Raw genomic sequence first — 26,456 nt, 5'->3', positions numbered from 1 at the left:
GGTGTCGGCCACCGCCGGGAAGTTTCTCCATCCGGGCAGGTGGTCGACCGATCCTGCTTCGGTTGCGGTGGCGGCCTGCCAGTCGGTGCCCGGGCTGGCGCTCGGGGGCTGTCAACGCACCCCGTCCCAGCCTGGTTTCTCCTCAGGCGCGCAGGAGTTGAGGTGTCCGCGAGATCACGCACCGGAAAGCCGCAAGCCAGCCCGACCGTCGGCAAGACGCTCTTGAAGCCGGGCAACCAGTTGATTCCCACCGGAGGCTATCTGCACTCCTTCACAACGGGCCTTGTTTCGCCCCTCAGCATGTTGCGTTGGTCAGGTCGCGCTGGCATCAGGTGTTGGGCGGAGGGATTCGGGTGTAGATCAGGGCCGGGCTGGTGCCGCCGGGGGTGGTTACGGAGACGTTGACCGGCCCAGTGCCCCCGGGCGGGGCCACGGCAGTGAGTTGACTGTCGGAGATGACGGTGAACGCGGCGGCCACCGAACCGAACAGCACCGCCGTGGTCGCGGTGAGGCTGGTGCCGGTCAGGCTGACGGCGTTCCCACCGGAGAGCGGACCTTGGTTGGGACTGAGGGCGATGAGGGTGGGTGCCGCGAGGTAGGTGTAGGAGACCGGGTTGCTGGTTCCCCCGGCGGTGGTGACGGTGATCTGCACAGGGCCCGCGGCCCCGGGCGGGGCCAGCGCGGTGAGCTGGGTGTCCGAGACCGGCGTGAAGTCACTGGCCGCCGTGTTGCCGAAGTGCACCGCGGTGGCCTCGATGAGGTGCGCCCCGGTCAGGGTGACCGTATCGCCACCCGAAAGCGGGCCCGAGGCCGGGGTCACGCCAGTGAGGGCCGGGGCGTTGACGTAGAAGTAGGCGGTCCCCAGGGCGCTGGTACCGCCAGCGGTGGTGACGGTGACACTGACTGGCCCGGCGACTCCCGGTGGGGCGGTGGCCGTGACCCGGGTCGCGGAGACGACGGCGAAGGAGGCTGCGGGGGTGGCGCCGAAGGTGACCGCGGTGGCTCCCGCGAGGTTGGTGCCGGTCAGGGTGACGGTGTTCCCACCGGAAAGCGGCCCCTGGTCGGGGCTCACGCCGCTGACGACCGGGTTCATGACGTAGCCGTAGGGGAGTCCGTTGCTCGTGCCGCCGGGCGTGATGACAGTGACCTGGACCGTGCCGGACCCGGCGGGCGCGACAGCCGAGATGTGCGTATCGGAGACCACCGTGAACGAGGTCGCCGCCGTGGAGCCGAACCGTACCGCGGTGACCCTGGTCAGGCCGGTGCCGGTGAGCGTGACAGTGGTACCGCCGGACGCTGGCCCGGAGGCGGGGGCGATCGAGCTGAGGACCGGCACGGGCGCGGTGACATAGGTATAGGCAAGCCCGTTGCTGGTACCGCCGGGAGCGGTCACCGTGACCTGGACCGTGCCCGATCCAACTGGAGCGACAGCCGTGACCTGAGTATCGGAATTGACGGTGAACGACGTGGCCGCCGTAGACCCGAACCGCACCGCACCTGTGCCCGACAGGCCGGTACCAGTGAGCGTGACCGTGGTGCCGCCGGACGCTGGCCCGGAGGCGGGGTCGATCGAGGTGAGGGTCGGCCCGGAGGTGGCCGCGTAGGTGTAGGTGACGAACTGGGAGCTGGTGCCGCCGGGTGTGGTGACGGTGACTTGAACGGTGCCGGTTCCGGCGGGGGTGGTGGCGGTGACCTGTGTGTCGGAGTTGACGGTGAAGGAGGGCGCGGCCGTGGCGCCGAAGCGCACCATGGTGGCGCCGGTGAAGCCGGTACCGCTCACCGTCGCGCTGGTGCCGCCCGCGGAGGGACCCGAAGTAGGGGAGACGGCACTGACCGTGGGCACCACCCCGGCCAGTGGGGGATGGTTGGAAGTGGTCGGCGAATTCGCAGAGTTGGTCACAAACAGGGTCCTCCGAAGGGGAGCCCCGGCCGACTGGCAGATGGGAAAGTCGACCGGGCCTCGTCACGGCGTGCAGTGGGGCCCACCTGGGCAGGGGCGTGGGAGGACACCCTGCCCAGGTGGGCGGTCCGCGCGGCTGGTCGCGAGGGACCAGGCCGTCAGCGGATGGGGCAGCGCGTCAGATGCCGGGCCCGGCGGTGTAGGTGAAGCCGCCAGTGTCGGTGACGCTGCCCGCGCTGGTGGTGACGGTGACGTCGGCGGCACCGGCGGTTCCCGGCGGAGTGACCGCGGAGAGAGTGGTGTCGCTGATGGCGGAGAACGGTGCGGGCGCGCCCGCCAAGGTGACCGACTGGGTGGTGGTCAGGTTCGTGCCGGTGATGGTCACCGCCGTTCCCCCGGACGTCGGACCGGAGGCGGGGGCCACCGAGGTGATGGCGGGCACGTCGACATAGGTGTACGACAGGCCGTTGTTGGTGCCGCCAGCGGTGGTGACGCTGACGCCCACCGGCCCAGCCGCCGTGCCCGCTGGGACGGTGACGGTCAGTTGGCTGTCGTTGACCACGGTCGGGGTTGCGGAGGCGGCGCCGAAGTGCACCGCGGTGGCCGTGGACAGGCCCGTACCGTTGACGGTGACAGTGTTGCCGCCCGCGGTGACACCGGAGAGGGGACTGATGCTGGACTTGAACGGCGCGCCGACGTAGAAGAACGACACCGGGTTGCTGGTACCGCCGGGGGTGGTCACCGTCACCGGGACCGTGCCGGTACCGGAAGGTGAGGTCACGGTAATCGAGGTGGCCGTGTTGGCGGTGATGGTACCGAGCTTGGATCCGAAGTGCACGGCGGTGGCACCGCTGAGATTGGTGCCGGTGATGGTGACCACGGTCCCGCCACCGGTGGAACCCTGGTTCGGGGAGATAGGCATGACTGCCTCCTTCGTGTGGCGTGCATGAGTGACGATGGACTGACGTGAATGAGCGATACGCGACGAGCTGAAAACGGCCCTGGGATCCCAGGGCACCGGGCCTCGTTACCTATGGCCGCCGCCGGTGAGCTGCATCGCGATGCCCATTGCGCCCACCTGCCCACCGATGACTGCGCCTTCGGTGGGACACATTGGGCAGTGTCTACCGGACGGCTGCCGTGCGCCGTCGTCGCCGGGAGAGCCTCCTGTAGGGGCGACGCCGTTGCGGACTCTGGTCGAGCCGGTCAGCCGGTGCAGCCGGGCACACTGCCCAATGGGGCGCAGTTGTCCGGGGTGTTGCCGTTGACCGTGCTGACCAGCAAGTTCACCGCGCCGGAGTTGACGTAGATCCCGCCGCCGGAGGCGCTGGCCGTGTTGCCGGTGACGCTGCTGGTCATCAGGGTGACGCTGCCGTTGTCGACGTAGATGCTGCCCCCGGCAACGGCGGTGTTGCCAGTGACGCTGCCCGCCGTCAGGGACACCGCACCGCCCCGGTCGGCGATGCCTCCGCCGGGGAAGGGCGCCACGGCGTTGCCACCTCTGACGGTGATCCCGGTCATGTTGAGCTGGCCCTTGGTCCCGGGCACATTTGCGGTCCCGTCGACCTCCAGAATCCGGAAGGCGGGGGCGGAGGGGTCGCGGGCGATGTTGGTTCCCATCCCCAGCATGGTGATCGGCGTGGTGATCGGCGGCAGTCCCACCGGTCCGTCCGACGCGGTGCCGTGCGCGCTGGTGAGCGTGTACGTGCAGCCCGGAGTCAGAAGCAGGGTGTCTCCGCCATTCGCGTTCGCCCCATAGATCGCGTTCACCAACGCGGTCTCGCTGCACAACACCGGTACCTGCGCATGCGCGGTTGTCGGGACCGCGGCCAGCGCAGCGGACAGCGCACAGACACCGAGCAAGGACCAGAGCTTCCGGGCAGTTGGCATGACAGCTCCCTGCGTGACGGTCGCGAGCCACCACCCCTACCAGCACCAACGAACAGCACCAGTTGGTCGATCCACGTCGTCCTCAGCCAAGGGAGCCCACGCGGCAATCAGCCGCCACCACCACAAGAGCCGTGGCCGGGCAAACGGAAGGCCGCTTGCCACTCCCCCGGAGAGGATGGGCAGCCCACCGGATTAGACATACTCAGTAATCCATCAGAGTGAGCGGGGCTGCAATAACGTTGACGCCGAGTCACCCGAATGGAGGGGCGTACGGCCGAGTCGGCCGCCAGAACACCCAGGATTCAACCTCGTCACCCTCAGGGCCGACGCGCCCCTCACCCTGGCCGTACATCCAGCCGCGCGGGGAGGCGAGGCTGAAGGGGGATGGTCGCCATCCACCAGTTGTGGCTCGGTTTCTCGACGAAGAGGCTCGCGGTCACCGTCACCAGGACATCGAGCTGGCTACGCGGCTTGTGGGGCCCGCAACCATCCCCGCACGCAGTTGTTGAGCACGGCGGTCCAGGCGATCGACTGGCAACGCCCCGGCTAATCTCTCGCCCCATGCTGGTGGCCATGGTGCGGGCGGACAACGGCGAACGACCAGCTGTGTCCGGTTCAGGGTCGGGCGACCAGCGGTCAGTTGATCCAGAACCGGAGGTGCCTGATGAGACGAGTGAAGAACGGCTGAGGGCTGCTGCAGGACGGGAGCGGTGACCGCGGACTCGGCGTGGGTGCGTGGTCGAGCGCCGTCCCCATTTCGCGGTGTGCCGACCTCACCAGTCATCCCCGACGGCGATGGCATGCGGCCTGGTCGTCGCGTCACACCGTCCCGATGGTCCGACCCGTCACCTCGCTGGGTGTGATGCGGATCCACAGGTCGCGTCGGCCCCCTGCCCAGGGCTGGGCCCCTGGCCGGTCAGCCAGAGTGCGCACGACGTCGGGGTCGGTGATGCGGTCTGCTGTGCCGGTCACAAGTACGCTCCAGCCGTTCCTCGACTGCTCGTCAAGGCGGTCTGTCTCGAAGGCCAGTTGGTCTCCGGCGGACACCGCGGCCGCACCCTCCGGGTCGGTGCGGTAGACGATGGTGTGGGCGTCCACCAGGAAGTTGACCGGGAGCACCACGGGACCGGTGTCTGACGAGAGCCCCAGGCGGCCGATGCCGTGAGTACCGAGTCGCTCCCAGCACTCGCGTTCGGACAGCCGCATGAGCACGGGATGAGCCGCCGCGGGTTGCTGACCAGGCGCTGCGTCGCGGCGGCCCGCCATCAGCTCCTCGTAGGGCATCTCCAAGGCGGCCGCCAGTCGCATGAGGGCGGCGGTGTCGAAGTCGTCGCTGGACCTCTCGAGCTGGCGCAGATAGGCGACGGACATGCCGGCCCGGCGGGCCAGTTCCTCCTGCGTCATCCCGAGCTGCCGACGACGCACGGAGGCGCGGGTGGCCATGGTGTCGCCCTGGGACGAGGCGCTGGCTGAGTCCCTTGGCGGCGTTCCTTCGCCGTGCACGCTCGGTTCCTCCGCATGTCTGCCCGTTGGTGTCCGCACCGGTAGGCGTCGCCGACGCCGCCTGGCTACTCCCCTTCCAGGGGATCAGAGCCAGCGGCATCCCGCCAGCGCTGAACGACCGCCTGAGAGGTCTCAGACCCGCGGGCCCACGGCCAGCGCTTCGGGGTTATGGTCCGGAACGCGGGACGTCAAGGAAGGGTTCGACCCTCCCGTGGCTTCCCTGCTCACGCCGGCGCGAGGCCGCGCGACCGCATGGGCTGCCGCCGCTGAACGCCCCCGGGCCCGCGGTGGCGCATCCGGGCGACCCATCCCATCCTGAGGTCAGGCCACGTCAGCGCGCAGTCACCGGTGGTCCCGACAGGAGTGCCGCCCACTCGGTGTGTGGAGACCCGAGCGGAGAAAGTGAACCGCCATGTCAGAGCAGGAACCATCCGGCAAGGAACCCCGGACCGGCGGGCCGGAGCGCAGTGACTTCGGGCGTCGGGTGGCTGCGCGGCGTCAGGAGCTGGGGTTGACGCGGGACGAGGTGGCCGCTCGGGCCGGTGCGGCGGCGGGGTACATCAGGTACGTCGAGGAGCATCCAGCTCTGCCCGACGTCGGGTTGTTGCTGCGGGTCGCCGGGGCGTTGGAGACCACCGTGACGGAGCTGTGTGGTGGCAACGCTGACCTGCCGCCGGGGCTCGGCGAGGCCGCGTACCACCCTGAGCTGGTGGCGTTGGACGAGGCGCAGTGCCGTGCCCGGCTCGCCACCCATGGTGTGGGGCGGGTCTCGGTGACGACCGAGGCGGGACCGGCCATCATCCCCGTGAACTACTCCGTCATCGACGACGCGGTGGTGTTCAGAACGGCGCCGGGCACCGCGCCCGCGTCGGCGTCCGGAACCAAGGTCGCCTTCGAGGTGGACCACATCGACGAGGCGCTGAGTCAGGGCTGGAGCGTGCTGGTCGTCGGGATGGCCCAGCGGGTCACCGACCCCGCGACCATCGCACGGCTGGTCGCGGAGGCACACAGCAAGCCCTGGGCGGGCGGCGACCGCGACACCTGGATCCGCGTCGAACCGGAACACATCACCGGCCGCCTGATCCAGGTGCGCTGATGGCATTGGCGGGCGCGCCTGACGCGCCGGGTCGGAAGGCCGGGCATGTCTGACTGGGCCTGGGAGTACGAGGGGTACGACCCGGCCCAGGAACGGCTGCGGGAAGCGTTGTGCACCCTGGGCAACGGCTACTTCGCCACTCGCGGCGCCGCCAGCGAGTCCTCGACGGGACCGGCACACTACCCCGGGACGTATGCCGCGGGCTGCTACAACCGGCTGGTCTCGACCGTCGCCGGACGACAGGTCGAGAACGAGGACCTGGTGAACCTCCCCAACTGGCTGCCGCTACGGTTCCGGATCCACGCCACGGGCGCCGGGAGCGGTGGGTGGTTCCACGTCGACGACGGCTACCTGCGGGAGTACCGGCAGAGCCTCGACCTGCGCCGCGGCGTGCTCACCCGGCACATGCTCTTCGTCGACGACCAAGGCCGTGGCCTGGCCGTCGACCAGCAGCGCCTTGTCCACATGGCAGATCCCCATCTGGCTGCCCTGCGCACCCGCTTCACCGCGCAGAACTGGGCGGGTGAACTCGATGTCGAGTCCGCCATCGACGGGGACGTCACCAACGCGGGCGTCGCCCGCTACCGCGACTTCGAAGGCCACCATCTGACTGACTGGCGGACGGGTGCCGTCGATCCCGAGACGGTGTGGCTGCACTGCCGTACGTCCGCGTCGGACATCGCCGTTGCCATGGCCGCGCGTACCCGTGCCACGACGGGCACGCGCTCGGCCGTACGACCACGCGCCGAGCTGCGGCCCCGGAGCGTCACACAGCTGCTCGTCGTGCCGGTCAGGCGAGCCAAGGCGGTGTACGTCGACAAGACCGTCGCCCTGCACACCTCGCGGGACATGGCGATCAGCGACCCGCTGCACGCCGCCCTGGACCGCGCCGGCACCGCGATGGCGTTCCCGGAGCTGCTCGCGGCACACCATGCGGCGTGGGAGCACCTCTGGCAGCGGGCGGAGCTGCGGGTGCCGGGGGAGGCCGGGCGGATCCTGCGCCTGCACCTGTTCCATGTGCTCCAGACGCTCTCGCCGCACACCGCGGAACTCGACGTCGGCGTGCCCGCACGGGGACTGCACGGCGAGGCGTACCGCGGCCATGTCTTCTGGGACGAGTTGTTCGTACTGCCCTTCCTGAACCTGCACTTTCCCGAAGTCTCCCGAGCACTGCTCGTGTACCGCCACCGAAGGCTGCCCCAGGCCTGCCGCGCGGCCCGCGAGGCCGGGCGAGACGGTGCGATGTTCCCCTGGCAGTGCGGCAGCGACGGCCGGGAGGAGGCGCAGACGCTGCACCTCAACCCGCGTTCCGGTCGCTGGCTGCCCGACCACTCCCGGCTCCAGCACCACGTCGGCTCCGCAGTGGCCTACAACGTGTGGCAGTACTGCCAGGCCAGCGGCGACACCGAGTTCCTGCACACCAAGGGCGCCGAGATACTGCTTCAGATCGCCCGCTTCTGGGCCAGCGCCGCCGAGCTCGACGCCGGAAGCGGGCGGTACCGGATCCGCGGCGTAGTCGGTCCCGACGAGTACCACGACGCCTACCCGGACGCCACCAAGCCTGGCCTAGACGACAACGCGTACACCAACGTCACCGCCGCCTGGGTGCTGCACCGCGCCCTCGACCTGGCGCGCACCCTGCCGGTGCCCCGCCGCCAGGAACTCTTCGAGCGCATCGCCCTGGGCACTGAGGAGCTGGACCGCTGGGAGGAGGTGTCCCGGAAACTGCGTGTGCCCTTCCACCAAGGGGTGGTCAGCCAGTTCGACGGCTACGCGGACCTCGTGGAGTTCGACTGGCAGAAGTACCGCGACCGCTATGGCGGCATCCAGCGTCTGGACCGGATCCTGGAGGGCGAGGGCGACACGACCAACCGGTACAAGGCATCCAAACAGGCCGACGTTCTCATGCTCGGCTACCTGTTCTCGCCTGGCGAGCTCTCGCGTCTGTTCCGGTTGCTGGGCTACGACGTGGACGACGACACCTGGCGGAAGACCGTCGACTACTACCTGCGCCGCACCAGCCACGGCTCCACGCTGAGCGAGCTCGTGCACGGCTGGGTGCTCACCCGGACCCGGCGCGCCGGAGCGTGGCAGTACCTGCAGGACGCGCTCGCCGAAGACGTGACCGATCTCCAGGGGGGAACCACGGCTGAAGGCATTCACCTGGGTGCCATGGCCGGGACGTTGGATCTCGTGCAGCGCGGCCTGACCGGTCTGGAAACCCGGGAGGAGGCGCTGTGGGTGGACCCTGCGCCGGTGCCCGAACTGTCGGAGTTCAGCTTCTCCCTCCGCTACCGAGGGCACTGGGGCGTGGCCCTGCACATGCGGCCCGGACGGCTGCGCATCAGCGTCCCGTCCTCCGAAGAACAGCCGATCCGCGTCGTCCTCCCACATCGGGAGGTCAGCGTCGCGCCTGGTCACGCCCGATGGCTGGACCTGGTCTAGGGCGGTATGGCCGTACGACTCGCCCGGTGGGGGCAAGGCGAGCAGCATGGGAATCGCCCGAACGCCATCGGTTCGCGGAGGTGAACCGCGATGACCCTGCCCATACGGCACCGGCACGGAGGCCTGAGGAGAGGGCGTTCCCGTCCATGGGTTTGAGTGAACCGCTCGCCGCCGAGCCGGACGAGCTCTTCGACGGGCGCGAGCTGCCCATCACCGGTGAGCACAAGGAGCGCGAGCGCGAAGGCGTACTGCGTCGAAGCACTCGCCGAACCGGACGCTTCGAGTACCGGGCGCTGCTGCCCGCCGACGCGAAGGCCGAGGAGATCGAGGCCACCTTGAGCGAAGGGTGGCTGACGGTGACCATTCCCAAGGCTCAGGCCGCCAAGCCACGGCACATCGAGATCTCCCAGCCCGGTAAGGCGGGAACCTGACACGAATCGAGCGCACCAACATGACGGCTTCGGCACTCGCCGCAGACGGCGTACATGCGCTGCTTGCCGATGGCACGACCGTACGGATCCGACCGGTACGCACCGGCGACCGTGACGGCGTACGGGCGCTGTACGAGTGCATGTCCGAGGAGAACCTGCGGTTCCGGTTCTTCGACGTGAGCCGCCGCCCGGCGGAACGGGCTGCCGAGCGCGTCGCTCGCTGCGGCAAACCCGGTTATCAGGGGCTGCTCGCTCTCGTCGACGACGCGGTGGTGGGCATCGCGGAGTACGAGGCGGACGATCCGCGCGCCGGTTCGACGAGCGCCGAGATCTCCGTGGCGGTCGCGGACGCCTGGCACCACCGCGGTGTGGGCACACTGCTGCTGGAACACCTGGTGCACGCCGCCCGCGAGGCCGGGATCACGACGTTCACCGCTGACGCGCTCACCCACAACGCCGCGGTGCTGAAGGTCTTCGCGGACCTTGGGCTGCGCGTGTCCCGGCACTTCGAGGGGCCCGAAGTGCGGTGCAGCATACGGCTGGACGAGGACGAGACATACCTGTCGGCCCTCGACCTTCGTGCGGCGAGCGCGGACCGCGCGAGCCTGTCACCGCTGCTGAGACCACGTTCCGTGGTCGTCGTCGGGGCGGGCACCAAAACCACCTCGGTCGGCCGGGCGGTGCTGCGCAACATCCGCCACGGACGGTTCAACGGGCGCGTCTGCGCGGTGAATCCGCATGCGCACGCCATCGCTCGCACGCCCGCCTACCCGTCGGTGAGCGACCTGCCACACCCACCCGACCTGGCGGTGATCGCGGTGCCCGCGGGTGCCGTGGCGGACGTCGCCGAGCAGTGCGGCCGTAGGGGCGTCCGCGCGCTGGTGGTGTTGGCCTCGGGGTTCGACGCCGAGGGAGCGTCGGCACTGCTGAAGGTCTGCCGCCGCTACGGCATGCGGCTGGTGGGGCCGAACTGCCTTGGCCTGGCCAACACAGAAGAAGCAGTGGCGTTGGACGCGACATTCGCCGCTCACCCACCACTGCCGGGCAGTGCCGGGGTCGGCGTGCAGTCGGGCGGGGTCGGCATGGCGCTGCTCGACGGGCTGTCGCGGCTCGGCATCGGAGTCTCCTCCTTCGTCTCGCTCGGCGACAAGCTGGACGTCTCCGGCAACGACCTGCTGTGCTGGTGGGAGGGCGACCGCCACACCGAACTGGCCCTGCTGCACCTGGAGTCCTTCGGCAATCCGCGCGCCTTCTCCCGTACGGCACGCCGGGTGGCCCGGCGCATGCCGGTGCTCACCGTGGACGCCGGGCGTTCCGCCGCTGGCCGCCGGGCCGCCGCCGCGCACACGGCCGCGGCGGCCACGCCCACCATGACGCGGGGTGCGCTGTTCTCACAGGCAGGGATCACCGCTACCCGCACCATCGCCGAACTCCTGGACACCGCGGCCCTGTTGCACTCCCAACCGCTGCCCACCGGTGGCTCGGTGGCCGTGGTGACCAACGCGGCGGGTGCGGGAGTGCTCGCCGCAGATGCCTGCGTCGAGGCAGGGTTGACGCTCCCCGAACTCCCCGCCAAGTTGGCCGCCGGCCTCCTGGCCGATCTGCCCGAAGGAGCCTGCGCCGGGAACCCGGTCGACGCCACGGCGGTTGTGGGTGCCTCCGCACTGCGGTCCTGTGTGGACCGGCTCGCCACCCACGGCCGTGTCGACGCGGTGATGGTCGTGCTGGTGCCCACGGCGCTGGTCAGAGCGACTGGTGATGATCCCCGCCTGGCCCTCAACGGGCGCCGCTCCCGGCCGGTGGCAGCGGTCCTGCTCGACCAGGCGGAAACCGTCCGCCTGCTGCGTGCCGAGGGCGGCGGGGCGGTGCCCGCCTACGCCGACGCCACATCCGCGGCCCGAGCGCTCGCCCACGCGGTGACCCGTGCCGCGTGGCTTGCCGAGCCACCGGGGACGATTCCGGAACTGCCTGGCATCGACTGCGATGGTGCGACGTCGCTGGTGGACGCCTATCTCGCGCAGCGCCCGGAGGGCGGCTGGCTGCATCCGCGCCAGTGCGCTGAGCTCCTTTCGTACTACTGCATTCGGCAGTCGCCCTGGAGTTGGGCGGAGAGCGAGGAGGAGGCGGTCAGGGCCGCCGCGCTCCTGGCCGGTCGCGACGGACTTGTGGCGCTCAAGGCCCACTGGCCAGGCCTGATGCACAAGAGCGACCAGGGTGCGATCGCTCTCGACCTGGCAGGCGAGGTCGCTGTACGCCGAGCCCATGCCAGCCTCGTGGCGCGCTTCGGGGACGTGATGACCGGTGTGGTGGTGCAGCCGATGGCACCGCGGGGTGTGGAACTGGTGGCGGGGATCGTGCAGGACGCGGTGTTCGGTCCGCTGGTGCTGTTCGGTCTCGGCGGTACGGTCACCGATGTGCTCGCTGACCATGCGGCCAGGCTCGCGCCGCTGACGGACCGTGACGTCCACGCGCTGATCCGTATGCCACGCTGTGCGCCGTTGCTGTTCGGTCAACCGGGCGGCGGGCCGGTCGACTTGGAGGGGCTGGAGCAGCTCTTGTCGCGACTGTCGCGGATGGCGTGCGATCTGCCCGAACTCGCCGAGGCCGACCTCAACCCCGTGGTCGCCCGTCCCGACGGCGTCCTGACGCTCGACGCCCGCGTCCGGTTGCTGCCCCGCCGCGCGCAGGACCCGTATCTGCGTCGGCTGCGCTGAGCCTCAGCCGTGCCGCGCGGTCCGCCGACGGACCAGATAGCGACGCGCCTCGTCGGCGCCCCAGACCACGAACGGGTAGGGCACCAGCAACAGCAGGTCGCCCACCGGGAGGGCGGCGGTGCCCAGCAGGCCCTGGAACGGCGGGGCGTAGACGAACACGGCCGCCAGGAACAGTTCGGCCGCGATGCCCCACAGCAGGTAGCGGTTGGACAACACGCCGACCGAGCGGAGCGAGGCGCGCTGGGTGCGGACGGCGAACGCCGTACCGATCTGACCGGCGATCATGCCCAGGAACGTCATCGTCGTCGCCTGCCGATAGGCGTGGTGCAGGGGTGTGCCTTCGCCGACGGGAGCTCCCGGGTGCCAGCCGGCCGAGGACAGTACGTAGAAGTACCCGGCCATCTGCAGTGCGCTGACCATGACCCCCAGGAAGAGCCAGGCGCGCACCAGCATCGGGCCGCGGATAACCCCTTCGGAGCGGGGGCGTGGCGGGCGGTGCATGAGGCCAGGTTCGGCGGGATCCCGGCTCAGGGCGAGGGCGGGCGCGGTCTCGCTGCCCACATCGAAGGCGAGCAGTTGAAGGATCGTCAACGGCAGGGGAACGAGTCCGCCGCCGAGCGCGAAGACCAGGAACGGTGTGACCTCGGGTGTCGCGTGGGCAAAGATGTAGATGATGAACTTGCGGACGTTGTCATAGATCCGCCGCCCGGCCCGCACCGCTGCGACGATCGAGGCGAAGTCGTCATCGGTGAGCACCATGGTGGACGCTTCCCGGGCGACGTCGGTGCCGGTGCGTCCCATCGCGACGCCGATGTCCGCGCGGCGCAGCGCCGGGGCGTCGTTGACTCCGTCGCCGGTCATCGCCACCACGTGTCCTTGGCCGCGCAGGGCGTCGGCGATGCGCAGCTTCGCCTCGGGAGACGCGCGGGCGAAGATGATGTCCGGTTCGCTGGACAGCAGTTGGGCCAGTTCCGGCTCGGTCAGGCGGTCGAGTTGTTCGCCGCTGACGGTGGTGGGACTGTCACCGCTGATGCCCACCCGGCGGGCGATCGCGGCGGCGGTGAGCGGGTGGTCGCCGGTGATGACGATGACGCGGATACCCGCCGTGCGGCAGCGCGCCACGGCCTCGGCCACCTCGGGACGCGGGGGATCGAGCATGGCGATCAGTCCGACGAAGCACAGTTCGTGCTCGGCGTCCGCACGCCGGTGCGGCGGCCTGATTCCAGCGGGCAGCGGGCGCTCGGCCAGGGCGAGGACCCGTAGGCCGTTGGTGGCGAAAGCGTTCACCTGCGCGGTGATCAGGTCGTGGTGGGCGGCGTCCAGTGGCACTGGGCACCCCTGGGGGCCAAGAAGCGTCGTGCAGTGCGGAAGCAGTGCCTCCGGCGCCCCTTTCGTGTGGACCACGAGTCGGTCGCCGTCCCGGTCGATGGTGGACATCAGCTTCAGTTCGGGATCGAAATGGAACTGCCAACGTCTCTTGCCCTCTCGATGGGCCGCGTCCGTCTCGGCTCCCAGCGCACGGGCCGCGAGAAGGACGGCCACTTCGGTGGGATCGCCACTCGGCTCCTCACCGGGTGTCAACCGCGCGTTGTTGCAGGCCGACGCGATGCGGGCCACGGTGGGCAGGAGTTCACCCGCCGCAGTGGTGCCCGAGTCGGCTTCCAGGTCGTGAACGCCGGACGCGGTCCACACTGCGAGCGGCCGCATCCGGTTCTCGGTGAGCGTGCCCGTCTTGTCCGTACAGATGACATCGGTTGATCCGAGCGTCTCCACAGCGCTCAGCCGCTTCACCAGCGCGCCCCGGGAGGCGAGCGCCCGGACGGCCACCGCCAGCGCCAAGGTGATCACCGGCAGCAGGCCCTCGGGCACCATTCCGGCGAGCAGACCAGCCGCGAAGACCAGCGAGTTGATCAAGGACAGATGCACACCGAAGGTGGCCACGGGGATGAACGCCAGCGCCAGTGCCACCGAGACTGCGGCGATCAGCCAGGCCACCCGCCGGACCTGGCGTTCCAACGGACTCGGCTCCTGCTTGACCCGCTCCGACAGCGCCGCGATCCGTCCGAGTTCGGTGCTCATCCCCGTGGCGAAGACGACACCACGCGCTTCGCCGCCGGTGCAGTTCGTGCCGCTGAAGACCAGGTCGTGCGCCCTGAGAACAGGGACGTCCACGTCCAGGATGGAAGCCGAACGCAACGTGGGAACCGACTCGCCGGTCAACGCCGACATGTCGGCTTCGATGGCACCAGCGAGCAGGCGGATGTCCGCCGCGATGCGATCCCCCTCCTCGATGATCGCGATGTCACCCGGTACCAGTTCGGCCGCGTCGACCTCCCGTGGCTCACCGTCGCGCAGGACTTTGGCCCGTTGCGGGATGTACTCGGCGAGTGCCTCCACCGCGCGCTCGGCGTGGACTTCCTGGATGAACGCGAAGGCCGCGTTCAGCACGATGATCAGCACGACCGCCGCCGCGACGACCAGCGAACCGACGGTGACCAGCAGCGCGGCGGCCAGCCACAGCAGCAGTGCCAGGGGGTGGGTGAACTGGCGCGCCAACTCGACCGGCCAACGCACCCCGCGGCGTCGCCGCAACGCGTTGGGCCCATACTGCGACAACCGTCGCTGGGCCTCGGTGCTCGACAGCCCGGCGGACGAACTGCTCAGGTCCCGCAGCAGGAGGTCAGCCGCCTCCTCGGGGTTCACCCCAGGGGGCCTTACCCACGTCTCGTGCTGACTCCTCATCAAGCCCCCCGGCGAACCCTGAGGTCGAGGAAGTGGGCCGAGCAGGAGATGCACGGGTCGTGGTTGCGGATGACCCGTTCGCACAGGGCGGTCAGCTCGGCGTCGGTGGGCTCACCGGTGCGCAACAGGTGCCGTACCGTGCGGCGCAGGTCCTCCTCGATCGCGCCCTGGTTCTGGGCGGTGGGCGGGACGAGGTTGGCGTCGGTGACGGTGCCCCGCGCGTCCAGGGTGTAGCGGTGGTACAGCAGACCGCGTGGTGCTTCCGTCGCCCCGTGACCGGTGGCGGCTCGTGGCGGGACCGCCACGGCGGGGTGGGCCGGGGGCTCGTAGGTGTCGATGATGCGCAGCGCCTCGTCGATGGCGTACAGCACCTCGACGGCTCGGACGATGATGCTGCGGAACGGATTGCGGCACACCGTGCCCTGTTGGGGGTCACCGAGCCCGGCGTCCCTTGCGGCTTCCAGGGCGATGGGGGTGAGCCACCGGCCGCTGATGGCGTAGCGGGCCAGTGAGCCGGTCAGGTGGCGGCGTCCGTCCAGTACGGAATGGAGTGCGGTGGAGTAGGGCACCTGGCGTTCGACGACGTGGTCGCCGAAGTCGTGGACGTCGAAGGTCCGGGTCGGCAGTGCGCGGTCGGTGTCGGCCGGGAGCCCGGCCGCGCTCGGAGCGTCCATGGCGGTTGGGGTGCCGGACTCGATGGCGTAGGTGCCGGGTTCGGCCAGGGCGAGCAGTTCGTGATCGCACCCCGCGTCAGGGAAGTCGAACCCCGACACCCAGCGCACCAGCTCCACCGCGGCGTCCTGTTCCCGGCGCAACCGCTCGGCGAGCGGGCGGAGTTCGGTTTTGGTGGGGACACGGTGGAAGCCGCCGACGCGGATGTTGACGGGGTGGATCGAGCGGCCGCCCAGCAACTCGATGATGGCGTTTCCGGCCTGTTTGAGCCGTAGGCCGCGTTCTACCGCGGCGCGCTGGACCCTGGCCAGCTCGATGACGCTGGCGCAGTCGAAGAAGTCGGGCGCGTGCAGCAGGTGGATGTGCAGGGTCTGGCTCTCGATCCACTCGCCGCAGTACAGCAGCCGCCGCAGTGCCGCCAGCTGGCCGTCGACCACGGCCCCGCAGGCGTCCTCCACGGCGCGGCAGGCGCTGAGCTGGTAGGCCACCGGGCAGATCCCGCACACTCTGGAAGTGATGTCCGGGGGTTCGGTGTGGGCACGGCCGCGCAGGAACGCCTCGAAGAAGCGGGGCGGTTCGTAGATCCTCAGCCGGGCCTCGGTGACCTCACCGTCGCGCAGGCGTAGGTGCAGCGTGCCCTCTCCCTCGACGCGGGCCAGGGCGCCGAGCTTCAACTCCCTTGTCTTCACCGTTGCGTCTCCTCGCGCGAGGCGGCGTCGAACTCCGGGGAGGCGGTGTTGAACGTGCGCAACACCCGTACCACATCGAGGGTGTCCATCCCATCACGGCGCAACAGCGGAATGAACGCGGAGAAGTTGATGGAGTTGGACGGGCCGAAGCAGCCGTAGCAGCCCCGCCCGTACGCGGGGCACAGCGCGCCGCATCCGGCGTGTGTGACGGGACCGAGGCAGGGCGTGCCGTGCGCCACGATCACGCAGGGCGTGCCGCGCAGCTTGCACTCGAAGCACACGCTGTGTTCCGGAACATCCGGCTTGCGCCCGGCGAGGAATGCGGTGATGACTTCCACCAACTGGCCCCGATCGATGGGGCAGCCGCGCAGCTCCAGGTCCACGGGGACGTGCGCGCTGATCGGCGTGGAGGTGGCGAGCGTGGCGATGTACTCGGGTCGGGCGTAGACGGCGGCGCGGAACTCGGCGACGTCGGCGTAGTTGCGCAGCGCCTGCACGCCTCCGGCGGTGGCGCAGGCGCCGATGGTCACCAGTCGCCGGGAGGCGGAGCGGATGTGCTGGATCCGCTCGGCGTCCTGCCGGGTGGTGACCGAGCCCTCGACCAGCGACAGGTCGTAGGGGCCCGGACCGGCGGCGCTGGACGCCTCGAGGAAGTAGGAGATCTCCGTCTCCTCGGCGATGCCGAGCAGTTCGTCCTCGCAGTCCAGCAGGGTGAGCTGACAGCCGTCGCAGGAGGCGAACTTCCACACGGCGAGCTTCGGCCGCCGACCGCCTTCGGCCGACATGTCACAACTCCCTTACGAACAGCAGTGTTTGGGCGTGAGTCCAGGTGACGACGGGGCCGTCGCGGCAGAGCAGCAGCGGGCCGAGCTGGCAGTGGCCACAGTGGCCGGTCGCACAGTGCATGGTGCGTTCCAGGGAGACCCGGATCCGGTCCGGATCCATCGCGCGGTGGACCAACTCGCGGGCGGTGGCCCGGATCATCACTTCGGGTCCGCAGACGAAGGCCACCGAGTTGGCTGGATCGAAGGCCGCCCGGTCGAGTAGCGCGGTTACCACACCCACATCCCCGGTCCAGGTGGCGTCGGGCCGGTCGACGGTCACCAAGGTCCGTGCGGCGTCCCGCCATCGGCGCAACTCCTCGGTGTAGAGCAGATCGCCGGGCGTGCGCGCTCCGATCAGGACATTCAGCCGTCCATAGCGCTGCGGCGCGGCGAGCGCGTCGTGTACCAGGGGACGCAGCGGCGCCAGCCCGATGCCGCCGGCCACCAACAGCAGGTCCCGCCCGGACGCGGCGTCCAGGTCCCATGCGGTACCGAACGGGCCGCGCACCCCCACCCTGGTACCCGGCCGCAGCGACCGCAGCGCCGCGGAGGTCGCGCCGACGGAACGGACCGTGTGGGTGAGGCGGTGCCCGTCGATTCCGCACACCGACAGCGGAATGTCACCGACCCCGAAGGCATAGACCATCGCGTACTGACCCGGTGTGAAGGCCGGGAGCGGCGAACCCACGGGCTCCAGAGCGATCGTGGCGGTGTCCGCCGACTCCGCCGAGCACTCCACCACCCGGTACGGAACGGGCACCGTCGCCACGGACGCACGCGGAGCGAGAACCGTCATCGGGCCGGGCCGCTCTCGAAGGATCGTGGTCCGTACAGGTCGAGCAGCCGGGTGCGGGCGGATTTGAGCCGCCGCCCGATCACCTGGTCGCCGATGGCGCGGAACAGGGCCAGCCCGGCCGCCGGGTCCTCGTCCATCGCGGCGCGCACCTGCGGAGCGTCGAACTCGTAAGCCTCCACGGCGGTACGGGTCAGCGCGCCCAGGTGCCATTGGTACGGCTCGAACAGCCAGGACCAGCCGAGCAGTTCACCGTCACCGATCGTCTCGACCACGACCGCGCCCCGCCCCGGGATGTGCACGTCAAGCGCGATCAGCCCGCTGCGCACGAGCCAGAAGCGGTCGGCCGCACCGCCTTCCGCGAACAGACGGGTGTCGCCCGGGAAGGAGGTGTCGTGCGCGAAGCCGAGCAACCAGCCACGCAGGGTGGGCGGTAGGGAGCCGAGGAAGTCCGTCATCGCGGCTGCCCCGTTGCCGCCGCCCGCTCCGCGTTGAGCGCATGCGCTTCCTCGGTGATGTCGATGCCGGTCGGGCACCACACGATGCACCGGCCGCAGCCGACGCATCCGGAGCTGCCGAACTGGTCGTGCCAGGTGCCGATCTTGTGGGTGAGCCACTGCCGGTAGCGGCTGCGCGGCGAGCTACGGACCGAGCCGGCGCCTGCCAGGTGCGTGAAGTCAAGGTCGTAGCAGGACTCCCAGCGGCGCCACCGCTCGGCGTGGTCACCGGTGAGGTCGGTGATGTCCTCGGTGCTGGTGCAGAAGCAGGTGGGGCACACCATCGTGCAGTTGCCGCAGGTGAGGCATCGTGCGGTGACGTCGTTCCAGCGCTCGGCGTCCAGTGTGTCGCGCATCAGCGTTTGCAGGTTGACCGGCGGCATCGTGCGGCCCATGTGGTCGGCCGCCTCGGCGACCCGGTCACGGGCCGCGGTTCGGGTGGCCGGGTCGGCGGGGCGTCGCGGCAGTTCGGCCAGTACGGACTCGCCCTCTTGGGTACCGGCACGGACCAGGAAGCGGTGTCCGTTGTCGTCGAGCACCTCGGTCAGCGCCAGGTCGTAGCCGGGGCCCACGGCGGGGCCGGTGCCCATGGACACGCAGAAGCAGGTGGCGCCCGGTTCCGTGCACTCCACGGCGACCAGGAAGGCCCGCCTGCGGCGCCCCCGGTACCGGGCGTCGGCGTGCGGCCCGGCGGTCAGCACCCGGTCCTGCACCGCGATGGCCCGCAGGTCGCAAGGGCGCACCCCGAGGAAGGCGTAGGCGGGCGGCGGTGTCCGGTCCTCGCTGAACTCCAACTCGCCGTCGGCGGTGCGAGCGGCGGTCCACTGCCGCTCCCGTGGCGGGTGCAGGAAGGTCTTCCAGGACTGCGGGCCCGCGCTGTGCGCGAAGGCGGCGCCATCCGCTCGTTCCCGCAACCGGTAGTGACCCGCTTCCAGCTCGACGCCCCAGCCGTAGGGGAGTTCGTCGCCGCTGGAGAGCTCGGCCAGAACGATCGCTCCGTCGCGGACGGTCGGTCCGATGACCGTGCGACCGCGCCTGGCCAGGGCGGTGATCAGCGTGTTCAGCCCCGCCTTGTCGATCACCGCGGCGCCGTCGTCTGCCATCACCGACCTCCTGGTTGTCCCGTTCGGTCAGTATGTGTGGACTGCGGCCGCCGGGCGGGGGCCGACTTCCGGGGTGTGGTCCGAGTGGCCCTGTCGTTCCTTCGTACGGTCGTCAGTGCGGGCCGGGAGGCATCCCGGGACCTCCGGCCCATCCCGGTTCGGGCGGTGTGGGCGGACGCTGGCAGTAGGAAGTCGCGTCGTACGCGGAGAAGAGGCCGCCATGCCGCACAGCCCGCACATCGTCAGTGACGTGATGACACACACCGTCGTCGCCGTGGGTCGGGACGCGTCCTTCAAGGAGATCGTCCAGACCATGCAGCAGTGGAAGGTCAGCGCGCTGCCCGTCCTCGAAGGCGAGGGGCGCGTGATCGGCGTCGTCTCGGAGGCCGATCTACTGCCCAAGGAGGAGTTCCGCGACAGCGACCCGGCCCGGATCGAGCAGCTGCAGCGCCTGGGGGATCTCGCGAAGGCGGGCGCGACGACCGCTGAGCAGTTGATGACGACCCCCGCGGTGACCGTCCACGCCGACGCCACGCTCGCGCAGGCGGCACGGGCCATGGCGCACGCGCACGTCAAACGCCTGCCGGTGATCGACGCCGAAGGCCATCTGGCGGGCGTGGTCAGCCGTGGTGACCTGCTGAAGGTCTTCATGCGCGGTGACGAGGACATCGAGGAGGAGATCCGTCGAGACATCGTCGGGCTGATCTTCCCCGGCGGCTCGCCCCCGGTCGACGTCACCGTTGACCAGGGCGTCGCCACCCTGCGCGGCCAGGTGCCGGACGCCTCGCTCGTGCCCATCGCGGTCCGCCTGACACGTGCGGTCGAAGGCGTGGTGGACGTCGAATGCGATCTGGTGTCCGCCCGGCAGAAGCGGTTCGAACCGTCCTGAGCACGGGCGGGTCTCGCGTCATTCGACGGATCGGAACGCCGGCCTGCCCTCGGTGTCGTCGAAGCGGTAGGTGAGACGGTTGTCGACGTCGACCACTCCGCCCACGGAACGGCTCAGCCGTTCTGCCACCGGAATCGCGCTGCGCTGCTCCAGCATGCCGGTCAAGGTGACGACTCCGTCGTGCACCTCGATGTCGAAGTTCTCAGGATCCGCCCACAACACCCGCATGAACACATCGCGTTGGATCTCCTCGCGGATCTCCTCGTCCGACCGGAGATAGAGACGCAACAGGTCGCGGCGGCTGACGATGCCCACCAGCCGCCCCTGGTCGTCCACCACCGGTAGATGCTTCACCGCGCGACGGGCCATGATCCGCGCCGCCGCGGCCACGCTCGCCGTGGCGTTCACGGTGATCGCCGGAGCAGTCATGACGGCATCAGCGGTGAGACCGGTCGCCTTCGGCCCATGGCGGGATCGCCGACGCAGTCCGCTCAGCGGTCCGGTGGGACGTTCCTCACCCGATGTCTTGTCCAACAGGTCGGCCTCGGAGACCAAACCCGCCAGTCTGCCGTCGTCATCCAGGACCGGCAGGGCGCTGATCCGGCGTTCCTGCAGGATCCGCACGATCTCCTTGTACGGGGTGTGCAGGCGAACCGCCGCGACGTCCTTCGTCATCACATCGTGCACAGTCGACCCGACCATCATTACCTCCCGGGGTCGTCTACAAGGCACGCTAGTTCCGCCGACCAGCCTTCGGCAGGGCCGAACGGACCCGTCCTGCGCGGCGCATAGGCACGCAGGGCCGCTGGCCTCAGCGGTCCGGCACCAGGGCGACGGGACAGCGCGAGTGGTGCAGGACAGCGTGGACGACCGGCCCGAGGCGCAGCCCGAGCGGCCCGTGCGGCCGGTGGGCGGCCACCACCACCAGGTCTGCCTCGGCCGACGCCTCCACGAGGGCGACGGCGGGCCTGCTCACCACGACCTCCTGGGACAGTGGTGCTTCCGGAGCGGTCAGATGCGCGGCCTCGACCGTGTGGGACAGCAGTGCCGCATGCGCTTCCCGCAGTTCGTGCACTGTGTCGACCTGCGTGGCCATCAGCCCGACTTCCCCGAGCGGTTGCCACGCGTGCAGCGCGCGCACCGACGCGTGCCAGCGCGCGGCGGTGGTGAGGGCGAACCGAACGGTCTGGGCGTCCATCTCGTCCTGCACCCCGACCACGACCGTCCCGATCGCGGGTCGGGCCCGCTCACCGCGTACGACGACCAGCGGGCAGGTGGTGTGGGCCGCGACGCGCAGTGCGACGGATCCCAGCAGGAGGGCGGCGAAGCCGCCGCGTCCCCGGGTGCCGAGCACGATGAGAGCGGCCCCGGCGGCCGCGGCGAGAACCGCCTGTGGGCCCTCCTCGTAGGCGAGTGTGGTCGTCACCTTCAGGCCCGGGTGCTCGCGCGCCGCTCGTTCCCCCGCCTCGTCCAACATGGAGCGCGCGGCCTGCGCGGTCAGCAGGTCCCCGTCGGCCGGGCCGGTCCCCTTGTCCGGATCCGGGGCGGCACCGACGCCGTGCACGATGTGCAGCGCGCTGCCATGGCGGTCGGCCTCGGCGGCGGCCCAGTCGAGAGCGCGGTCAGAGTCCTCCGAGCCGTCGACGCCTACCACGATGTCTCCGGCCCAGGTGCTGGTGGTCATGGCTGCCTCCCGCGCTCATCGCCCCGCCACTGCGCGGTCCGCCGGGCTTCGGCGGCCCATCGGTGACGGACGAAGTCCTCGTGTTCAGCCTGCTCCAAGGCCAGGTCCGCTGCCGCGAGCACTTCGGTCAGCCGGGGGATCCAGTGGCGGCGCAACGCGCGCACTCGCCGACGGGTGCGGGCCGCCTCGTCGCCGACGAGGCGGGCGGCGGCACGGGCCGTGGCGTACTCGGGCGCTGCTCGCACAGCCTCCTGGCGGTGGGGGCCTCTTCGGCAGCCGTCTCCCGGATGGTCCGCGCCTCGGACTCGGCCGCCTCCAACAGGGCCAGGAGTGGTGCCAGCTCCGCGGAGCGCTCGGCGGGAACGCCGATGGCCGTCGGCCCGGGAGCGCTGGCCGGACGGAACCGCGTCGGGAAATCCCTGAACCCAGCCATGAGAGACCTCCTCACGGTGAGCCTCTGCCCCTGCTGCCTCTTCCAGGTTCTCGTACGGCCGGACACCTGTCGTCTGGAGAGGCGAGTTTCGTTTGACTTCGGGACGTATGGCCCGGGTTCAGGGCTGAGGACTCCTGGCAAAAAGAGGCCTTCAGGCGGCGCCAGCAGATGATGCTGCAGCCGAGGGTGAGGAAGGCTTCGTGGAGGTCGCTGCGGATTTCCCAGCGGGTGCGCAGGCGGCGGAACCAGTGCAGGAGTCCGAAGGCGGCTTCGACGACCCAGCGGTGGACACCCAGGCCAGAGCTGTGCTCGGTCCCGCGGCGTGCGATGACCGGGCGGAGGCCCAAGCCGCGCAGCTCGCGGCGATAGGTGTCGTAGTCGTAGCCGCGGTCGGCGCTGCAGGTCGGGGACGTGGTTGTAGAGGGTCCCCGGGCTGACGCCGAGGAGCTTGGCGATCGAGGTGATCGAGTTCTCGGGTTGGGGAGCATGCCGCGGGCGGCCCCGCGTCCGCGTCGTGGCGGTCCCGTTGCTTCGTGCGGGGACGCTGCCACTGCGCCGACAATGGGAGGCGTGAGGGAGATCTCGCAGCGGTTCGACTCTCCGGACGGCCCGAGGCGTCGCGGCAGCCCCGCGCGCGTGCAGATCGTCCAGTGGCTCCGTGCGCGCGACACGGAGTTCGCTGCGCTACGGCGAGCAGGCCGAGCCGGAGTCGTCATACCTGCGGTCTTCGCCATCGCCGTGGAACTCATCGGTGATCCGACCGTTGCCACTTTCGCGGCCTTCGGCGGGTTCGCGACCCTGCTGTACGTCGACTTCAGCGGTCCCATGCGCGAGCGGCTGTCGGCGCAGACCGGCCTGGTGCTGGCCGAAGCGGTCTTCGTCTGCCTGGGAACCCTGGTGTCCCAAGTGGTCTGGGTGGCTGTCGTTGCCACTTTCATCATCGCCTTTTTCGTGCTGTTCGTGGGCGTCGTCAGCTCTACGCTGGCCGGGTCGGCGACCGCGCTCCTTATCAGTTTCGTCCTGCCGGTCACGCTGTCCGGCTCGGTGAGTTCGATCCCGGAGCGGCTCGGGGGCTGGCTACTGGCCGGCGTGGCATCACTGGTCGCCGTCGCCGTACTGTGGCCCGCACCGGTCCGCGACCCACTGCGGCTCTCGACGGCTCAGGCTTGCGCGTTGTTGGCTCAGCGGCTGCGCGCAGAGGTCGACTGTGTTCGCGGGGGCTTGGCCCCGGCGAACAGCGCGGACTTCGACGTGCTGGCCCAACGGGCGGCCGGTGCGGTCACAGCGCTGCGCACGTCGTTCTTCGGCACGTCCTACTGCCCGACTGGACTCACCACGTCGGCGCGCGCCCTCATTCGCGTGATCGACCAGGTGGTGTGGCTTGATGCCATCCTCGCGCGAACGCCCCAGGACATGCGGCCCGGTTCGACCGCATCGGCAGTGTGTGAAGTCAAGTTGGAAGCCGCGACGCTGTTGGAACGTGGCGCGGCGTTGCTTGAATCGGTCAGTGGTGATCCCCACCGGTTGGAAACCGATCTGAGACGTCTGGAACGGGCGCGGGAGGCCATGGGGCGCGCCGTCACATCCGCTCTCCCGGTGCACGGCGCCCCGAGACCTCAGCATGGAGTGTCCGACAAGGGGGTGACAGACTTCGTCAGCTCACTTGCGCCCAGCTTTCGCGCCCAGGAGATGGCTTTCGCGATCTCGGCGATCGCCGTGAACATCGAACTCAGCGTGGCCGCCCGCCAGCGCAGTTGGTGGCAACATCTTCTGGGACGCCGTCCCGTCGGGGAAACCTCCCCGCTGTCCTCTGCGCAAGAACGCCTCGGAGCGCACGTCGAACGTCACTCGGTGTGGCTTCACAACAGCGTGCGCGGGGCGATGGCCCTGGGCCTGGCCGTGCTCGTCGCCGAAATGACCGGCGTGCAACACTCGTTCTGGGTCGTCCTCGGCACGCTGGCCGTACTGCGCTCCAATGCGCTGAACACCGGCCAGAACGCCCTGCGCGCTCTACTGGGAACCGCCGTCGGATTCCTTATCGGTGGTGGGCTCATCTTCGTTCTGGGCACGAACACCACAGTCTGCTGGCTGTTGCTTCCGCCCGCTGTGGTCTTCGCCGGTCTTGCGCCTGCCGCTGTCTCGTTCGCCGCCGGCCAAGCCGGCTTCACCACCGCGCTGCTGATCCTGTACAACATCATCGCTCCCGTAGGATGGAGAACCGGGCTCGTCCGCATCGAGGACGTGGCCATCGGCTGCGCGGTGAGCCTCGTCGTCGGGGCGTTGTTCTGGCCACGCGGAGCGGGCTCGGCACTGGGCCAGGCACTGGCCGAGGCATACTCCGACAGCGCTCGTTACCTGCGCCGCGCGATCGAATTCGGTCTCACCCCTTGCGATGCACTTGTGCCGAGTGCATCCACACCACGCGACGACAGCCGTCGGGCAGCTTCGGCGGCCCGACGGCTCGACGATGCCTTCCGCGGATTCCTCGCCGAACACGGCACCAAGCACATCCCCCTGGCAGGCGTGACGACATTGATCAACGCAGTCCTCGTGCTGCGACTCACGGCCGACGCCGTACTCGAACTCTGGGGAGACGACGATCGTGCGCCCGAAGGGGACCGAGCCGCGGCACGCACGGAGATCCTTCATGCCGCAGCGCCACTTGTCGATTGGTATGAGAAGACCGCGCGAGCGCTTGGAGGGACGGGCACGGTTCCCGACCAACTCGACAGCACGCTCGCAGACGGCTGCCTCATCGAGGCGGTGCGCCGCGACCTCACCGAAGAGGACGGGCGGGGAGCAGCCACAGCGGTCAAGATGATCTGGACCGCAGACCACATCGACGCGGTCCGACGTCTCCAAACGGAGATCCTGGAGCCCGCGCGAGCGGTCTCCGAGCAGCACGTGCCTCTCGCATGGCTTGCGCGGTCGACTTCGATATCCCGAAACACGGCGGCAGCCCCCGCCAGGCACAACCGCTGACCAGCACGTAGATGGTCGCCGCGAACGGCGTCTCATCAGGCGTGTCCTGTGTTCCGCCGCCCCGTGGCCGCACCTTCGACGGTGGGATCAGCGGCTCGGCGATCTCCCACAACCCGTCCGGGATATCCAACTCCACGTACCCCGCCGTAGACAACCCAACGAGCGATCACCACACAGGACACCGTCCAAGTGCTCTATGCCGTCCGGAGCGGCGGTGTGACACTGGCCCTTGTAGGCAGGCCGCGAATGTCGTGACGGGTGCTGCGGGAGGTCACGATGAGCCAGCACGAGCACCATGCCGCTGGGGCGGAGGCACGCGGAGCGGTTCCCGGCCGCGATTGGCGCCCCGACGAGGCACACCATCAGGAGACGCTACTGCGCTACCTGGGCGCGGTCGCCTCGGCATCAGCGGCGCATGCCGCCGAGCGTCCACCAGCCCATGTTCTCGGCCAACCGGTCCCGGCGGCGGGCCCGGAGTCTGAAGGCCCTGCGGGAATCCAGGTCCGGGACGTGATGGACGCGTCCGCCGTACCTGTCCCGGGCGACATGCCCTTCCTGGACATCGCCCGGAACCTCTCGCGGGAACACCTCGGCTCGGTACCGGTGGTGGACGCCGAAGACACGGTGGTGGGCGTGGTGTCAGAGTCCGATCTGCTCTCCAAGGCCGCGGTCGAGGCCGCCGAGCACCGCCCCGGCCCGATCGGCAGGCTGCGCGCCCACCGGCTGTACGAAAAGGCCAAGGGTGAGACGGCGTCCACGCTGATGACCAGCCCAGCGATCACCGTGCTGCCCGGCACTCCGGTCGTCGAGGCCGCCTGGTTGGCCGCCCGCTCCCGCCTGAAGCGACTGCCAGTGGTCGACTACAGGGGGCGACTGGTCGGCATCGTCCACAGGGACGCGCTCCTTGGTGCTCTGGTCCGCGATGACGCGAAGATCCGGGAAGAAATCCAGTCCAGGATCATCGAGCACGACTTCCACCTCGACCGCGACTCCCTCCAAGTCAGCGTCGACAACGGCGTGGTGAGCGTCGGTGGCACGCTCGACTCCACCCGACTTCCCCAACTACTGGACGAGATCAGGCAGGTTGAGGACGTGACGGACGTGGTCGATCGGCTCACCGCCGCCTGACAGCGGACCGGCAACGCCCAGACATGGCACCCAGCGATGCG

20 protein-coding genes and 2 pseudogenes are annotated in these 26,456 nt (G+C 69.9%); 7 read left to right on the top strand and 15 right to left on the bottom strand.

Annotation, left to right across the window (positions count from 1 at the left end):
- Nucleotides 1-328 precede the first annotated feature (328 nt).
- The 4 genes from O5O46_RS08705 to O5O46_RS08690 form a co-directional block, all read right to left on the bottom strand.
- Nucleotides 329-1,900 (bottom strand): IPT/TIG domain-containing protein, encoded by a 1,572-nt coding sequence (locus O5O46_RS08705; RefSeq protein WP_269854726.1) that lies wholly within the window; start codon nucleotides 1,898-1,900, stop codon nucleotides 329-331.
- 178 nt (nucleotides 1,901-2,078) lie between these two features.
- Entirely contained in the window at nucleotides 2,079-2,822 is a 744-nt protein-coding gene (locus O5O46_RS08700) for an IPT/TIG domain-containing protein (protein ID WP_269854725.1), read from the bottom strand.
- Nucleotides 2,823-3,106: 284 nt separating this feature from the next.
- Nucleotides 3,107-3,790: a hypothetical protein gene (locus tag O5O46_RS08695; protein ID WP_269854724.1), complete on the bottom strand. Its 684-nt coding sequence runs from the start codon at nucleotides 3,788-3,790 to the stop codon at nucleotides 3,107-3,109.
- A gap of 819 nt (nucleotides 3,791-4,609) precedes the next feature.
- On the bottom strand, nucleotides 4,610-5,293 hold the full coding sequence (locus tag O5O46_RS08690) for a pyridoxamine 5'-phosphate oxidase family protein (protein ID WP_269854723.1): 684 nt from the start codon (nucleotides 5,291-5,293) through the stop codon (nucleotides 4,610-4,612).
- 412 nt (nucleotides 5,294-5,705) lie between these two features.
- Here O5O46_RS08690 and O5O46_RS08685 point away from each other — a divergent pair, with 412 nt between their 5' ends.
- The 4 genes from O5O46_RS08685 (at nucleotide 5,706) to O5O46_RS08670 (ending at nucleotide 11,979) form a co-directional block, all read left to right on the top strand.
- The gene (locus O5O46_RS08685; protein ID WP_269854722.1) at nucleotides 5,706-6,389 is read left to right on the top strand and encodes a helix-turn-helix domain-containing protein; all 684 of its coding nucleotides are present in this window, start codon (nucleotides 5,706-5,708) and stop codon (nucleotides 6,387-6,389) included.
- A 45-nt stretch (nucleotides 6,390-6,434) separates the two neighbouring features.
- A complete protein-coding gene (locus O5O46_RS08680) occupies nucleotides 6,435-8,834 on the top strand; it encodes a glycoside hydrolase family 65 protein (protein WP_269854721.1) in 2,400 nt (799 codons plus the stop codon).
- Nucleotides 8,835-8,980: 146 nt separating this feature from the next.
- Nucleotides 8,981-9,265, top strand: coding sequence for an Hsp20/alpha crystallin family protein (locus O5O46_RS08675; RefSeq protein ID WP_333482348.1), 285 nt, complete (start codon nucleotides 8,981-8,983; stop codon nucleotides 9,263-9,265).
- 20 nt (nucleotides 9,266-9,285) lie between these two features.
- Complete coding sequence (locus O5O46_RS08670) at nucleotides 9,286-11,979, top strand: bifunctional acetate--CoA ligase family protein/GNAT family N-acetyltransferase (protein WP_269854720.1); 2,694 nt, start codon at nucleotides 9,286-9,288, stop codon at nucleotides 11,977-11,979.
- 3 nt (nucleotides 11,980-11,982) lie between these two features.
- Here O5O46_RS08670 and O5O46_RS08665 read toward each other — a convergent pair whose 3' ends face one another.
- From O5O46_RS08665 to O5O46_RS08640, 6 genes are read right to left on the bottom strand one after another with little or no spacing between them, the layout of a single operon-like run.
- Nucleotides 11,983-14,682: a cation-translocating P-type ATPase gene (locus O5O46_RS08665; RefSeq protein ID WP_269854719.1), complete on the bottom strand. Its 2,700-nt coding sequence runs from the start codon at nucleotides 14,680-14,682 to the stop codon at nucleotides 11,983-11,985.
- A 38-nt stretch (nucleotides 14,683-14,720) separates the two neighbouring features.
- On the bottom strand, nucleotides 14,721-16,082 hold the full coding sequence (locus tag O5O46_RS08660) for a Ni/Fe hydrogenase subunit alpha (RefSeq protein ID WP_269854718.1): 1,362 nt from the start codon (nucleotides 16,080-16,082) through the stop codon (nucleotides 14,721-14,723).
- A complete protein-coding gene (locus O5O46_RS08655; protein ID WP_269854717.1) occupies nucleotides 16,079-16,867 on the bottom strand; it encodes an oxidoreductase in 789 nt (262 codons plus the stop codon). The genes O5O46_RS08660 and O5O46_RS08655 overlap by 4 nt, the downstream gene beginning before the upstream one ends.
- A gap of 1 nt (nucleotide 16,868) precedes the next feature.
- Nucleotides 16,869-17,675, bottom strand: a complete 807-nt coding sequence (locus O5O46_RS08650) for an FAD/NAD(P)-binding protein (protein ID WP_269854716.1) — start codon at nucleotides 17,673-17,675, stop codon at nucleotides 16,869-16,871.
- A gap of 23 nt (nucleotides 17,676-17,698) precedes the next feature.
- The gene (locus O5O46_RS08645; protein ID WP_269854715.1) at nucleotides 17,699-18,157 is read right to left on the bottom strand and encodes a Crp/Fnr family transcriptional regulator; all 459 of its coding nucleotides are present in this window, start codon (nucleotides 18,155-18,157) and stop codon (nucleotides 17,699-17,701) included.
- A complete protein-coding gene (locus tag O5O46_RS08640; protein WP_269854714.1) occupies nucleotides 18,154-19,299 on the bottom strand; it encodes a 4Fe-4S dicluster domain-containing protein in 1,146 nt (381 codons plus the stop codon). The genes O5O46_RS08645 and O5O46_RS08640 overlap by 4 nt, the downstream gene beginning before the upstream one ends.
- A gap of 220 nt (nucleotides 19,300-19,519) precedes the next feature.
- On the opposite strand from O5O46_RS08640, the gene O5O46_RS08635 reads away from it, so the two are divergent.
- Nucleotides 19,520-20,188, top strand: a complete 669-nt coding sequence (locus O5O46_RS08635; protein ID WP_269854713.1) for a CBS domain-containing protein — start codon at nucleotides 19,520-19,522, stop codon at nucleotides 20,186-20,188.
- Nucleotides 20,189-20,206: 18 nt separating this feature from the next.
- Here O5O46_RS08635 and O5O46_RS08630 read toward each other — a convergent pair whose 3' ends face one another.
- The 4 genes and pseudogenes from O5O46_RS08630 to O5O46_RS08615 all read right to left on the bottom strand — a co-directional run.
- A complete protein-coding gene (locus O5O46_RS08630) occupies nucleotides 20,207-20,863 on the bottom strand; it encodes a CBS domain-containing protein (RefSeq protein ID WP_269854712.1) in 657 nt (218 codons plus the stop codon).
- A 136-nt stretch (nucleotides 20,864-20,999) separates the two neighbouring features.
- The gene (locus O5O46_RS08625) at nucleotides 21,000-21,872 is read right to left on the bottom strand and encodes a universal stress protein (RefSeq protein WP_269854711.1); all 873 of its coding nucleotides are present in this window, start codon (nucleotides 21,870-21,872) and stop codon (nucleotides 21,000-21,002) included.
- Nucleotides 21,869-22,117, bottom strand: a complete 249-nt coding sequence (locus O5O46_RS08620; protein WP_269854710.1) for a V-type ATP synthase subunit D — start codon at nucleotides 22,115-22,117, stop codon at nucleotides 21,869-21,871. Before O5O46_RS08620 ends, O5O46_RS08625 begins: the two co-directional genes overlap by 4 nt.
- Before the next feature lie 328 nt (nucleotides 22,118-22,445).
- Nucleotides 22,446-22,700: pseudogene (locus O5O46_RS08615) on the bottom strand (IS5/IS1182 family transposase); the annotation flags it as partial.
- A 175-nt stretch (nucleotides 22,701-22,875) separates the two neighbouring features.
- On the opposite strand from O5O46_RS08615, the gene O5O46_RS08610 reads away from it, so the two are divergent.
- Nucleotides 22,876-25,287: an FUSC family protein gene (locus tag O5O46_RS08610; RefSeq protein ID WP_269854709.1), complete on the top strand. Its 2,412-nt coding sequence runs from the start codon at nucleotides 22,876-22,878 to the stop codon at nucleotides 25,285-25,287.
- Here O5O46_RS08610 and O5O46_RS08605 read toward each other — a convergent pair.
- Nucleotides 25,229-25,446: pseudogene (locus O5O46_RS08605) on the bottom strand (transposase); the annotation flags it as partial. The gene O5O46_RS08610 and the pseudogene O5O46_RS08605 sit on opposite strands and share 59 nt — an antisense overlap.
- Before the next feature lie 117 nt (nucleotides 25,447-25,563).
- Here O5O46_RS08605 and O5O46_RS08600 point away from each other — a divergent pair.
- Nucleotides 25,564-26,415, top strand: coding sequence for a CBS domain-containing protein (locus O5O46_RS08600; protein ID WP_269854708.1), 852 nt, complete (start codon nucleotides 25,564-25,566; stop codon nucleotides 26,413-26,415).
- Nucleotides 26,416-26,456: the final 41 nt, after the last annotated feature.

Source organism: Streptomyces sp. RPT161, assembly GCF_027533845.1.
Taxonomy (GTDB): domain Bacteria; phylum Actinomycetota; class Actinomycetes; order Streptomycetales; family Streptomycetaceae; genus Streptantibioticus_A; species Streptantibioticus_A silvisoli_A.
Note: the sequence above shows the minus strand (reverse complement) of the source record. Positions and strands in the feature narration are given on the sequence as shown.